This is a genomic window from Desulfomicrobium baculatum DSM 4028 (assembly GCF_000023225.1).
GTDB classification, from domain to species: domain Bacteria; phylum Desulfobacterota; class Desulfovibrionia; order Desulfovibrionales; family Desulfomicrobiaceae; genus Desulfomicrobium; species Desulfomicrobium baculatum.
Window position 1 is genome coordinate 2,902,797 of record NC_013173.1, and the last position, 13,965, is coordinate 2,916,761.

The window sequence follows — 13,965 nt, forward strand, 5'->3', positions numbered from 1 at the left end:
GTCAATCCTTGAAGACACGATTTTTGATAAACTTTGCCGGATTGCCAGCAACGACAGTCCAAGGGGCAACATCCTTTGTGACAACGGCACGAGCGCCAACAATTGAACCTTGACCAATAGTTATTCCTGGAGAGATAAAAGCATCTGCAGCAACCCAACACCAATCATGAATTGTAATAGTCTTAGTGACAAGAGGATATTTACGAGATGTGTAATCATGAGTTGCAGTACATAAAAAAGTATATTGGGAAATAGCCACTTTATTACCAATAATTATTTTTCCTGGATTGTAGCAATTTACACCGGAAGCAATAGCTGTACGATGTCCAACTTCAAAATTCCATGGAGCCCAGAATTTTGCTGAAGCATGAATTTTACATCCCGAACCAATTTTAGCGCCAAATAATCGCAAAAGAAATATTCTCCAACCATTAAAAAGAGGAAAAGAAAATGGTCTAAAAAAAAATATGTAAACAAAATTCCAAATAAGACGTGAAAATTTATTTGGAAAATTTAATTTATTTTCATATTTAGGATATAAATATTTATGACTCGTCATTATTTTATAATACTCTTTGCCTTTCTTAATTTAGAAATAATTATCGACCCAAAATTATCTTTAATAAATTGGGTCAGTCGCCGTTTCAAAGGTGGGTTCAAATATTTAGAAGCTACCTCATCATAATTTTTGAATTTTAATTCTTCAAAAAAATTACCCCTAGTTTCTGGAAGAAATGCAGGAGTAAAAACAGGACTATTTCCTGCAGATGCATCCTTAAAATCTTTTTCGAAAGAAACAAGATCTTCAAGAGGAAATCTAATCTTACCGTAAACGCTCTCATTATTTAAGAGCAAGAGAGATATACCCTTATCAATTTCATTTTGAGAGATTGTCTTATCTCGTTGTATACCCCAAAAATCACCTAAAGTGATATCTCCATAACGAGGCATTCCAATAAATGGACATTGATAACACGAATCTCTTAAAAAAGTATTTGAAATAAATCCATTAAAATATGAATTTGCACTACCTTTTAAATGATATTCTTTTTTGTATTCATTAGTAGCAATGACTGCGTTATTTTCCCAACCATTTCTCTTGTCACGAAAGTTTAAATCAATAAAAATTGTTTTATATTTATTTGATATAAATTTTATGTATGAACTTAACACCAAAGGTGACGGAACACCATGACATACGAAGTCAATAGTTAAAAGATTATCATATTTTTTTCCCAAAAAAGAAATTAACCCCGCAATTTGACATGGAGCGCCAACAAATAAAACAAAACGTTTAGATTTTAAATAGTCTTTGACTTGCCGAAACGAACTTCCTATCTCACTTTGAACATATTTAGATCGACGCAACAAATCTAAATCATTGATTTTTTCAATACAAATATGACGAACATATAAATTTTCGTCATATGCAGCGCCAAAAACAAAACCATCTTCATTTAGCACATATTTAGCTAGTGCAGAAAAGGCACCTCCAGAAGAACTTCTGGCTCGGACTTCATCATTTTTGTGCCAACAGGCAAAAGTGTGCGGATCGCTTAAATTATCCAATTTGGGTTTAAGTAAAACAGGGCAACTTTTTTCACAAAGCAAACAACCAACACATCTATCCGCATCAATGACAGGCCTTAAAAACCCTGCGTAATCAGCAACCATAGTTATACATTGTTCCGGACAAATATTTCTGCAAGCCTCGCATCCAGTACAATAGTCTGATGGGCAAAGAATTGGAGTGCTCATTCTGGGCTTCCCAATACGTGAAAAAGATATTCTTCAGAAATGACTCTTAATTCCTGGAGACGTACAGACGGTTCAGTGAAATCTAACGCATAACACTCCGGATGGGGGAAAGATGAACCTTCCTCGATTAAACGATCCTCAAGACCTATTGAAAAAAGGAAGCCTTGTTGTCGGCTATTATTCGGTTTATTTTTTGGAAGAATTGTAAAAAAAGGCTTTTCAAAAAGTGTAGAGAACGTTGTTCCATGAAAAGAGTTCGTGAGAACAAAAGATGCCTTCATGAAATATCCGACAAACTCACTAGGACCGGCATCTATTATATTAACAATGGAACTGTCAGTATCTTCACTTGATGCATTTTTACAAATTCGAATTATAGAAAAATTTAAATTTTTAGCAATCAACTTTGCAAGCTTTGTTATATATGACGACTCTGTCAAGACGTAGAGCAAGAGATAAGGATGTTCATAACTAGGCAATTCCGCAACAGTCCTCCAATCCTCTACTCCAAGCAAAAGTGTAGGATCAACAACGTGAACAGAATTTCTCCCTGACATTTCTTTGATTAATTCGACGCCACGTGCCTCACGGACAGAAATTGCGTCTAACACGTTTAATAATTTTCGATATTCAGAGTGGTAGTTTGTAGGAATAGATGACACACCAAAACTAGAAGCATATGAAATTTTTGGTTTATCTAAGGGAGCAAAAGTTAAAAAATATGGTTCTATTGAAACATAGTTATACGGGTTCCAGACTTGATCACTACCTACGACAAAACAATCATAGTCAAAATTCTCTGAATATAAATCATCATAACTAAAGTATGTTAAAGAAGAAAATTTTGAAAATTTTATATGAAATTTATCAAATTTCTGTTCACGTATTTTTTTGTTTTTTCTATATTTATATGATCGAACTATTTCGAGCAATGGAAGTAATTTTTCCTTTAATTTATTTTTTAAACTAATTTTAAAAATAGGTAAGGATTTATTTGAAAATTTATAATATTTATTTTTGTAAAATAAATAATCAATCAATTCTGCATTATATCCTAAATTATTAAGCTTATACTGCAATGCAAAAGCTTGGAGCTCAGCACCGTAATTATTTACTTTTACAATTGTTAATATGCCAATTTTTATCACAACATAATCCGCCAGGCTATGTTAATAAGATATAAGAAAATATCAAAAATACTTCTATTGAAAAGAGTTCATCTGTCGTAAATTGCGGCATTGCACGCCTTAATTTCTTATCACGAAAATAATTTCAGATTATCTGAAAATAAATTCTAACGTCATGTTGTTCAGGATTTAATAGAAGCAAAAATAATTATACGTTTGTCTTCTTTAAACTATCACAAACCAAACTTCGGTCCACAGTGGAATCAATCCGTCATCACACAAGAGGGTGGGGAACCTCCACCCAAAACCCACTCATAAACTGATATCATGTTCTCACTAATCATAGGCCAAGAGTATTTATTTTCAACCAATTGTCTACCTATTGATCCCATCGACTGGCGTTTTGTGTCTGAAATAGAAATTGCTTCGAGTAAAGACTCAACCAATGGGTCAACACCAACACCAATCCACCATCCACAATTATAAGTTTCTAACTCTTTCCATGGCGTAGCTGTTGTAGTAATAACAGGAAGTCCACAAGCTAACGCTTCAGCAATCACTATTCCAAAATTTTCAGAATAAGATGGCAAAACAAATAAATCTGAATCAAAATATAACTTCCATTTTTCAAAATCATCTACTGGACCAATAAAATCAAAACTTTCGTCTAAATTAGCTAAATTTATAGCTTTTAAGACATCTTGAAGATGATTTGCTTCATCAGGACCAGCGACAACAATTTTCCAATCAGGATTACGTATTTTGCTCCATGCACTAACAAGATTCAGCAACCCCTTTACAGGATAAATTCGGGATAAAAAAAGGATACTTTTTTTCGATTTTTTATTAAAAATTTTTTTCCCCATCGCTGGAATTTCAACACCATTTGGAATTACAGCTACAGGTTTCCGAAAACCACATTCAAAAATGTTTTTAGCTTCTTGATATGAAGTAGCGTGGAATAAATTTACAGATTTTAGATCATTACTTTGATATAGTAACCAAGCTATTTTTTTTTTCAATGCTTTGTGTCGAAGAGCCCAAGGAGATAGCATCCCATGAGGACTAACAACTAGAGGTATATTCATTTTCTTTGAAATGCCGACAACAGAATGATTCGTAGGCAACCAAATACCTTGATCATGTATTATAGATCTATCATGATTAGCATTAACAAGAGTCAGTATGTATTTACGCATTCGTAAAATTGCTTTAAATTTACTAATTACTGAGCTATCATGCCGATACATTTTAATATTAAAATCTTCTTCAACATTCGATAACATATTTCCTAATGTCACCAAACTAACATTGCAACCTAACTTTGCGATTTCCTGAACAAGACTTGTAACAACGCGAGACGGTCCTCCAGATGCAAAATCTATACTACCTATAGTATATATAATGTTCATACTCATATATTACTTTATAATAAAATATTAAATAAAATTACATACAAAACGATTATAAAAAAACTTTAGTTCATCAGTGACTAGATATACGTCGTAATTCTTCCAAACTTAACATATCGATTGAAACACCATTTACCTTATGTTTAAACACACGATTGAGAACGATTGTTGAGTATTGACAATAAAGAGTCCAAAATTTTAAAATCCCTGCAATAAATTTACGACTATAGATCAGAATCTTCACCTCAGTAAGACCACGAGAAACAGCTTCTTCATCTTTTAGAGCAGAAATATCAATTCGCTTAATTAGTACAGAGATAATTTGATCCCGACAAATATTCCACAAAGTTTCTTCACCTGCATCTATCAATATTTTTTTATGCAATGATAGTAATTTCATCAAACATCCAATCATCCTAAAATCATCAACACTTCTACTAATAGCCATCGCAGTATCCGAACTAGGCTGAAATCTATATTTCAAAAGTCGTTGAGGCGAATTGCCAAAACGACTATTTGCAGCCATTCTTATCCATAAATCATTATCTTGACCAATTTTAAAATAGGAATCATATCCACCACAAGACAAAACTGAAGACTTACGTAATAAAACTGTAGGATGCATTATAGCCATTTGTCCTTTATAACTACACAACGCAGTCCGAATTGTTGCATCATCAAGTGGCATATTTACACTCCATAACTTTTTACCATTTTCGTTTATGTAGTCAACTCCGCTACCGAATACATCTGGCTGACCAGCAATTTCCCAGTCTTCAAGCAAAGCAGCGAAACGATGCGGATAAGAAATATCGTCGGCGTCCATCCTCATAACTAACTCTGTAGAACAATATTCCAAGCCATAATTTAGCGCTGCAGATAATCCTCGATTTTTTATAGAAAAAATCTTCAAACGAAAATCTTTGTAAGATGCAAGTATTTCACCTGTGAGATCATTCGAACCATCATTGACAATAATAAATTCAAAATCAGAGAATGTTTGAGTCAAAATACTATCAATAGATTCTTTCAGAAAGTTTTCACCATTATAGACACTCATCAAAACCGAAATTTTGGGCTTCATATGTTCTCACCACTCATCATCACAGCGAGGTGCGATTACTTTTTGCATCCTTAATCAGCGAATAGAAGAAACCTGCTCCCATCGCTCTGGAATCAATCCCGTAAAACACCATGAAGTTACGCCACCATCAGGTGAAAATCGTGGCACCAAAACTACAGAATCTCGGGACTCACCAAGCCAAGCCCCCCACCAACTGAACGTGCTGTTAGCGGTGATAAAGTGTTTACATTGGCTCATCAACCACAGATCGGCGTAAGCATTATCGTCGCCATCATTATTAGAAACAAAAGTAACCCGGCCCTCCGGTAAATCAAGTTTTGAATGAACCGCCTCAAGATTATCGGAAAAGAGAAAATAGTGAGGTGCATTTATTCTTTGCTCCATCATAGCAATAGCTCTATGGTAATAATACGTTGAAACATTATTGCCTAAATTTATTCCAGGCAAATCGAACCATCGAACGTGCATCGCAATGGTGTTTTGTATATTTTTTATTTTTTTTGCGATATTAATGTTTTCTAAATCTGTTGGAGGAATAATTTTTAGATCATCACGAATAATATCTTCAACATCTTTAAAGTAATTTTCACTCTGCCAAAGCCCGTCAATATATATATTATTATAAGTTCGATACTCTAAAAATCGCGGATCAAATTCGATTCTTTCCTGTTCAATATATTCACGTTCAAAAAAAGGTAGTTTCTTTGAAATATACTTCGCTAATCCCCGCCGATAACGTTCAAATGGCTCCATTCGTTCATAATTCGTTGCTTTACGAGCAGATATATTAAAATGATCTAACATATACCTTCTACGATATACTCGATCACGCGAAAACCCGGTTACGTCATCAATTACAAGTTCCGCGTGATTTACAAGCGCCAAACGACGAGCTGCTGCATAGCAAAAAAGCTGGTTCCCTATGCCACCCATTATCCTAGTTACTATTTTTGCCATTTTACTACTACATCCAGCATTTAATTTAATAACCAGTTATACCCATAACTGAACCACTTCCTGCAAATCCAAAAAAAATCCATAACAAATTAGCTATTAAAAAACATATAAAAGATACAATAATGTATATAAATATATTTTTTTGAACACTAATAACAAATGGAGTAATAAATGGAAAAGCAACAGCTAAATAATCTGTATGCACACCTCCAGCCATAAAACCAACACACCAGTACAACGTTGATGCAATAATTAATAAATCTATTTCTTTAAAAAAACTTTTAAAATTAAAAACAACAATCATAAAAAATGAAAATTGAACAACATGATACATATAGTTAAAAAGATGAAAATACGTAAAAAAATTTCCATATCCAACAAACCAAGGGAATGGACCAGACAATGCGCGCAATAATAGTAAAGGCAAAGTCGTCATTCTGTGAATTAAATTATTAGATGTTGCAATATTTTCATGCCGAAAATCGATTGTCATACTAGAAATATACTCATAAAAAAAATAAATGAATGGAACTAATAGAAATATCAAATAAAAAAAATGAATAAATTTATGATTAAATGATTTTTTAGAATTTTTGATATCAATAATATATGAATATAATGATACAACATACGTTATTCCAAAATATATAGCTCGATCTGACCAAGCGATTAAAGCAGCTACTGGAGTCAAAAATATATATCCTATCAAACCCAAAGACCTAGAAAGGGCCAAAATAACCATCGACAAAACAACAGCGGCAAAACCAACGCTATCTCTCACCATCACACTTGCTGGAAACAACCACGGAAGCCAAGCCATCATCACGCCAGAGTATACGGAATGCTTTACCTGATAACCACACGACAACGCCAAACAAACAACTAAGATTGCAGCGATTAAATGATGAAAAGCATTAAAAGGAGCTAAATCCATTGCGTTATCGCTTCCACTCAACGCATAAAATATACCCATATACGTATGAATATAAGCATTTTTATTATCAATTCCTTTGTTTAAATATATATCGTTTGGATTAATCCATGGATCATTCAACAAACTCTTAGCAGCTATCGCTGCATTTTCGTATGTTAATAAATACTCATTTCCTTTTAATCCATTATTAATATAATAACCTTCGTTATAAAAATAATTATAATCAAAAGTGTTAATATATAAACCAACACCAATAAAAACTCTTAATATATAAGAAATGAAAATTGACAATATAAAAATTTTAAATCCATCAATATTACGCAAACATAACGCTGATAATAAAAGTCCAAGCCCACCTGAAATGAAAGAACTAAACAAAGTTGCAAACGGAGATAAGCTTACAACAAGCAGGCTGTTTAACAAGAAGTACACTAGCAAACCGAATAATACACAAGCAATACATTTTAATAAGAAATTATATTTAGAAAAAAAACAAATATTAATTTGCTTTACATCACGAACTAGTTCATTTTGATTAATTATCATAGTTTATAAATACCAAGTAAAACTATAAATTATCTACCTTTACAAAAATTTTTATCATTATATTGCGACACAAAACTTCTCACTGCCTCTAACCATCCTCTGTCATGGACCAAATCAGGTTCAAGATAGTTTCCTTCAGCCCACTCATTCCACGATTTAATAAAAAGAATTCTATCCTTGCCATCATTAGCAGCCGTAAAACCTGACACACTACGTCGTAGATGATCTGCAAATCGGGCCGGGGAACTATTAGCAAACACCAAGCCACGTCGACCGATGCGAGGCGTATTATCCCAATTAGGAATGGCGGTCGGCAGCGTTGTAATACCATCGCAAAGATGATTTTTGAAATATCTGTCGAGAGAAGAATAATCGATGACCCAACGCGGAAACCGTCCGAGGCGTTGCCGCACTAAATGATAGGCTCGCCTATGCCCTTTGAGGTAGGCGGCCAAGGCTATATTCAGACTATGCGGTGCCACCGCGTCAAAACCTGCGTCTAACAGACCCAAGTCATGATCTAATCCAATAAAAAATAGATCCCCAAAACCATCTGCGCGTGCCCACTGCTGAAATAAGTCCACAAAACGAGCCACTTTAGGGATATCATTGGGCCTGAAAATCACCATAGCCGGCTTGCCGTTCACCTTGAAATATCGCGAATCAGATAGGAAATTCCGCCAATAGAGATAGTGGTCACGATGATCCCCTAAGCCCGGATAGGTTTGTTCCACGAGGATATCATTTGAAATTCCCGCCCAGTGGTTGGTCCAGTGATGATTGGCCCAACACAGACAGTACGGAAGGCTTGGCGATGTCATGGAACGCAAACGCTCAATTGGACGTTCAAGCAGGCGACGTCCAGCAAACCAATAGTGATAGAAGCAGAATGCACTTACACCACTCCATGCAGCCAGTTCACCCTGGCGCTCAAGAGTATCATCCAGACGCATATCGTAAAAACCGAGCTCTCCAGGCAAGTTTGGTTGCCTATGTCCGGGGAAAAGTGGCCGCGCCTTGGCCACGTTGCGCCATTCTGTGAACCCAGCACCCCACCACTCATCATTCTCTGGGATTGGATGATACTGAGGCAGATTAAAAGCGATGATTTTTATCGAAGACATATAAAGTTGATGTCCTTATTTTACATTAAAAATCGAAAAAAACTCAATCAAATATATTTATTTGTAATCATTTATAATATTGACAAAAATTTATTTTATTAAATACTCTTCGCACAACATCTTGTTCATAATTAAGTAAACAAAATAAATATGTCACTCCACCGCACACCGTGACCATAGTCGTTCCTTGGGCAATGAACGTAAACCACCCCTCGCTAGGAAGTAGTATTCCTACCATATAGGCTAACAGATAACCTACTGTCGCAGGAACAATTGAGCGGAAAACACAAAGACGGAGGTATTCTAGAACGCCAATTCCTAGTCTTCGCATGGAAATATAGAGAACCAACGCGGTTGCTGGAATGTTGGCAATCACGCTCGCCAGCATGACTCCTTCTAGGCCGATAATTTTACCAAGCCAGATAGAAAGCCCGAGATTAGTCAAACCTTCCAAAACCCCTATAATTCCGAATAGTAAAATCCTGCCTGATGATATAAAGAAAATAAAGCTGAGATGATTAATGGTTGTTAATAGCACAAACGCAGCCAAAGCTGTGGTCATTGTGTCACCCGCATACTGTCCTGAACCAACCCACAACGTTACAAATTTTTGGTTGAGTAAATATATTCCTCCAGCCAAAGGAAGCGCAAATAACAGGCTATATCGATGTAACTTCAAGAATGAATCACGTAACTTTCTGGCTTCACCACGCGCAGAAATCTCATTCAATGCAGGAGAGGCATTATCGTGTATACGATTCACAATGTTGAAAGCAATAGTAGTCGGCATTTGCGTTGAATAGTACACACTAACTGCCGCTGCTCCAAAAAGGTAGCCTACTACTATATTATCGGTAAGATAAACCAAGCGCCAAGCGATATTGATGAGCATTGACTGAAGGCCAAATGATAGCATTTCCTTCAATAGAACCCGATCTGAAATCCCCCACCTAGGTTTGAGCGAAGGATATGTTTTACGGAACTGCCAAGACGAAAGTGTAAAATTTAACGCTTCCGCAAGAACATGCCCAAGTATCAACCCCGCCAAGCCCATTCCAAGAAAAAGGAACCCCAATGAGAAAATAAGCCGTCCTGCATTGCCAATAATCCCAATAACACCGGAGGTTGCTAAATTTTGTGTCGCGCTCAGGCCGATTCCAAATACACTCCATGGAGATTTGAGCGCCTGCCATGTCGCAAGTATTAACATACCGTACTGAATAGATTCAACAGTTTGTTGTGTAGATGAAAAAAATATTCCTAATCGAGTACTAAACAGAAAAATGATACTTGCTATGAGTGCATTACTAATACACAAAAACGTCCTTGCAGTAGACAATACAGCTACCAGACGTTTTCCAGAATCGTCGCATCCAGTCGCTCTCGCCATGAAGACGTTGAGAGAAACAGAAATACCCAAGTCTAACATAGCAAGATAGCCGAGTACCTGCATCAGCAGAGCATACGCGCCCAACGTCTCCTGACCGGCAATACGAAGAACCAAGGGGGCCAGAAAAAGTTGCAAGACCATCTGCGTCCCGTATTGCAAAAAACTAACAAGGGCACCTTTAACAGCCCGCTCTGTTCGGTTCTTAATCTGTGCTGGCATACCTAATCAGCCTGCGAAAGTTCTTTCTGACCAAACGAACTAACGTTAAATTTTACCTGAGACTTCTTACCAGAGAAAAGATCGGTAAATTCGATGCTGTAATTCCCAACAGGATCATTGTACGCTATCGGCAATTCTACAGTGACAGGCTCTGCGCCCACCAGTACGACCTTATCAAACCAGTCAACATGATTGCCATCGACCTTAACACCCATCTTGAGTGCGTGCTTGCCCTCCGCGTCTGGCACTTCTACTACCATTTGTGCCATCATACCTTGGCGCGCCTCTGAAAGATGGAGGCTTACTACAGGCTGCGCTATGTGCCTGTCTGTCAGAGCAAAAAACGAAGCTCGATTGGGAATAATATTCGTGTCGAAATGGTCGGTCAGGCCATAGGAGCGAAAGGCTCGCAGATCGTAAATGTATTTCGACTTTGGCAAGGAAACCGTTACTCCTTCCACTTCGACTCCCTCGCGAAGCAAGGATAAAATCTCAATCCCCTGATTGCGCCACCGCGTAACCTCCAAGCCGTTCATTTTTCCATGAATTTTAATCGCAGGGGCGCCCCCCCAAAAATCTCTGATGAGAGTCTCTCCGGCCATTAACGCGGGCAAGCTGCTCATTTTGTTATTGAGAAGAATGGCACGCCCCTTACCCACGCTACGAACTATCACCTGTCCTAACGTAAAAATTTTGTTTTTTTCGGCCTGTTTGATTCCAAACATGTCATCAAGAATCCCCTTTTCACGCCTTTTACAATGATCATCATAAAGCCCAGGTCTCAAATCCGCGACCACTGTTCCGCCACCGGCAACATATTGTCGGATTAGTTCCGCCTCCTTGTCACTTATAGCCTCAGCGCGTGGGAGAAAGAGCATTCTAAACTTAGACAGATCCGTCTCGCTTTGGCGCAGCATCCGATCAGTTATATAGCGAAACTGGTACCCCGAATTTCGTATAAATTTTATGAGTGAAGAATGAGCTTCCTCATATGAACCAAAGGAAGCTCCCTCATCCAACTTATGAGCAAAGACTGAAGGATAAGAATAGAGTATTGCAATATCGTCATCCAGCATTACAGATTGGAGCAGCAAGTCCCCCAAACCATCCCTGACCATACGTGTATCTTCGACAACCTCCTCGATTTCAGGAAATGGCCTGAGATCGGGAGCGAGAAAACCGCGCAGGTCTCCAATACAACTCCACATCCACCACCAGATCGAGTCCGCGCCCAAATTTACAAGCCGCCAATACTTATACAACAGGGGCCCGGATGTTTTGTCACGCCCACCAATCCAGTTAGATCGGATGAATTCTCTTGGTGCAATTGAGCGTATGACCTCGTCTGCAATACTTTGATAGGGGACCCAGGAATCAAGGCTACGTATGATCAAATCTATATCATCCCCAGTCGCAAATCCAGCAGCACCATCAAAACCGGTCTTAGCTTGCGGATCAATACCTTTGTATGCTTTGGAGTATTTCAGACAGTACTGAACGTAATTCCAAGACTTATAGGCCTGGCGGTCAAACCAGCGAGGGTAATTTTTTAAAGCTAACGATGCCAATTCATCATCATCGGTGGAATTTAATAGACCTACATCTTTCCACCGTTCAAAATCAGTACCCCAAGAGCGATTGAGAGCATCCAAAGTACTATATGACTCTTGAAGAAAAACTTGGTATGTATTAGTGCAAAATTTAGATATACAAGATCCTTTTGTCTTGTTCTCATCTCCTATAGAATACACAAAGACGCCATGTTCTCGTGATCTTCTGTGTATAGAAGCGAGCATTGCGGTTTGTTTCCAGACCGCCAAGCCATCATTCCAGCAGAATGGTTTCATGACGCCATTCGATTTTTTCTCTGCCGGAATATGAGTGGTGAAGGGGATCCAAGAAATGTCATTGGCCGCAACGTGGAGTGGTGGGTTCTCCCAGTCAAGTTGAAGTGTAACCCCCTGCCGTGCGAGACTCTCTTCTGCATAGGGAGCCAGAGTGCCTTTTGGTACTCCCCATATGAGAAAATTAAAGCGGTCCCGCTGACGCTTGGCAACTCGAACATACCTGTGTGTTCGAGAAATCTCCACATTATTGGATAGCAGACGTGCCTCAACGGTAACGAGCATAGGCATCCACTTTGCTATATCAAATACAAATTCTACTTCATTACCATTTGCAGGAATGTCTTGGCGAACCAGTTCACGCCGACGACTGTCTAGAAGTTGTATCCGAACAATTTCATTTATTAACGGGACTCCGGAAACGAAAACTTTCCCAGAAATTGATTCTCCTGGCTCAGCCCAATATTTACTTACACTCAAGCCTGTAACGGTTCTTTCAGACGATACTACGAACGGTTGACTGGCCCAAGTTTCAACACCTAAGCTTCCCACCACAACCGCATCTGCACGCCAAATGCCTTCAGGAAGACTTGGTAATTTAAATACGGCGGTCGCTCCAAATGTGATGCTTTGTTCCGGCAAAACACGAGCAGCATGACCCGGTTTCCGCACTGAAATCCGTATACGATGATCAGTCCCAAATGGTTTTCCAGAAAAATCAGCATTCAAAGTGGCAGGCCTTCCAACCTGTATCTCCCGGCTTTGACCTGAATAGGCTTCACCCGCAGTGACATCCAGCCTGAGACGAGTCATAGGCTCTTGTTGGGCTGCCCACAGAACTGCTCGACCAAGACTTTCCTGCCAGTAGTCGTAGGTAATCTCCCACCCCTCAGTAAAATTAAGTTGAGGGCATGCAGAGACAACTATTTCTCTACCTTTACCCAACAAAGTAGCTTTTCTTGTATTTTCATCAACTATAAAATCAGATATCGGCAATTCACCGTTTTTTTTGAGACGCAATTTCTGGTTATCAGCTTCAACAGACACCAATCCAGCACCGCGAGTAACAGCATTCATGACCATTTCTTTTTGTATCGCCGGAAGATCACTTACACTAACCCCGAAAAAAACGAAACAATCCCATTTATTTTTCAGCAAATTAGTCATTCTCTGTCTACCTAGATTACCTCCATGCCAATTAATTTCTCTTTTCTTATCACCACTTATTTTTGTCCAAAAAATTGCCTTACATTCGATATCAAAACGTTGAATAAGCTCAACACATTCACGAACAGTATTATTTTCAGTACTTGAAAAAAATAGAACTTTAATTCTTCCACCAGCATAAGGCTTTGCCCATTTAGTATGAGGTGTTTCAAAAGATAATGTTAAATCATGATCAATCTCAAGGTCTTTTAAATTTTGACCTGAAGCACTAGCATGCGATGAATAAAAAGAAACAATGATTGACACCAATAAAAGCATCAGTGATTCTTTTGTGAATTTCATTTTATATTTTTTGCTTTCGTTCAAAATTAATATCTCAATATATTTTACACAAATAGCCTGC

Annotated in this window: 10 protein-coding genes; all 10 read right to left on the reverse strand. The window is 37.8% G+C overall.

Annotated features, from left to right (window positions below):
• Window position 1 precedes the first annotated feature (1 nt).
• Window positions 2–559 (reverse strand): LbetaH domain-containing protein, encoded by a 558-nt coding sequence (locus DBAC_RS18025; RefSeq protein ID WP_015774713.1) that lies wholly within the window; start codon window positions 557–559, stop codon window positions 2–4.
• The gene (locus DBAC_RS18500) at window positions 559–1,758 is read right to left on the reverse strand and encodes a Coenzyme F420 hydrogenase/dehydrogenase, beta subunit C-terminal domain (protein WP_015774714.1); all 1,200 of its coding nucleotides are present in this window, start codon (window positions 1,756–1,758) and stop codon (window positions 559–561) included. The genes DBAC_RS18025 and DBAC_RS18500 overlap by 1 nt, the downstream gene beginning before the upstream one ends.
• Window positions 1,755–2,906 carry a polysaccharide pyruvyl transferase family protein gene (locus tag DBAC_RS18030; RefSeq protein WP_015774715.1) on the reverse strand — a complete coding sequence of 384 codons (1,152 nt, stop codon included), beginning with the start codon at window positions 2,904–2,906 and terminating at the stop codon, window positions 1,755–1,757. The genes DBAC_RS18500 and DBAC_RS18030 overlap by 4 nt, the downstream gene beginning before the upstream one ends.
• A 242-nt stretch (window positions 2,907–3,148) precedes the next feature.
• Complete coding sequence (locus DBAC_RS18505) at window positions 3,149–4,303, reverse strand: glycosyltransferase (protein ID WP_015774716.1); 1,155 nt, start codon at window positions 4,301–4,303, stop codon at window positions 3,149–3,151.
• Between the two features lie 67 nt (window positions 4,304–4,370).
• Window positions 4,371–5,381 (reverse strand): glycosyltransferase, encoded by a 1,011-nt coding sequence (locus tag DBAC_RS18510; RefSeq protein ID WP_015774717.1) that lies wholly within the window; start codon window positions 5,379–5,381, stop codon window positions 4,371–4,373.
• 54 nt (window positions 5,382–5,435) lie between these two features.
• Window positions 5,436–6,338, reverse strand: a complete 903-nt coding sequence (locus tag DBAC_RS18035; protein ID WP_015774718.1) for an alpha-1,2-fucosyltransferase — start codon at window positions 6,336–6,338, stop codon at window positions 5,436–5,438.
• Window positions 6,339–6,363: 25 nt separating this feature from the next.
• On the reverse strand, window positions 6,364–7,818 hold the full coding sequence (locus DBAC_RS19120) for a hypothetical protein (RefSeq protein ID WP_015774719.1): 1,455 nt from the start codon (window positions 7,816–7,818) through the stop codon (window positions 6,364–6,366).
• 29 nt (window positions 7,819–7,847) lie between these two features.
• Window positions 7,848–8,942 carry a glycosyltransferase WbsX family protein gene (locus DBAC_RS18515; protein ID WP_015774720.1) on the reverse strand — a complete coding sequence of 365 codons (1,095 nt, stop codon included), beginning with the start codon at window positions 8,940–8,942 and terminating at the stop codon, window positions 7,848–7,850.
• 67 nt (window positions 8,943–9,009) lie between these two features.
• On the reverse strand, window positions 9,010–10,551 hold the full coding sequence (locus DBAC_RS12775) for a lipopolysaccharide biosynthesis protein (protein WP_015774721.1): 1,542 nt from the start codon (window positions 10,549–10,551) through the stop codon (window positions 9,010–9,012).
• Window positions 10,552–10,553: 2 nt separating this feature from the next.
• A complete protein-coding gene (locus tag DBAC_RS19125) occupies window positions 10,554–13,928 on the reverse strand; it encodes a beta-galactosidase (protein ID WP_167320941.1) in 3,375 nt (1,124 codons plus the stop codon).
• Window positions 13,929–13,965 lie beyond the last annotated feature (37 nt).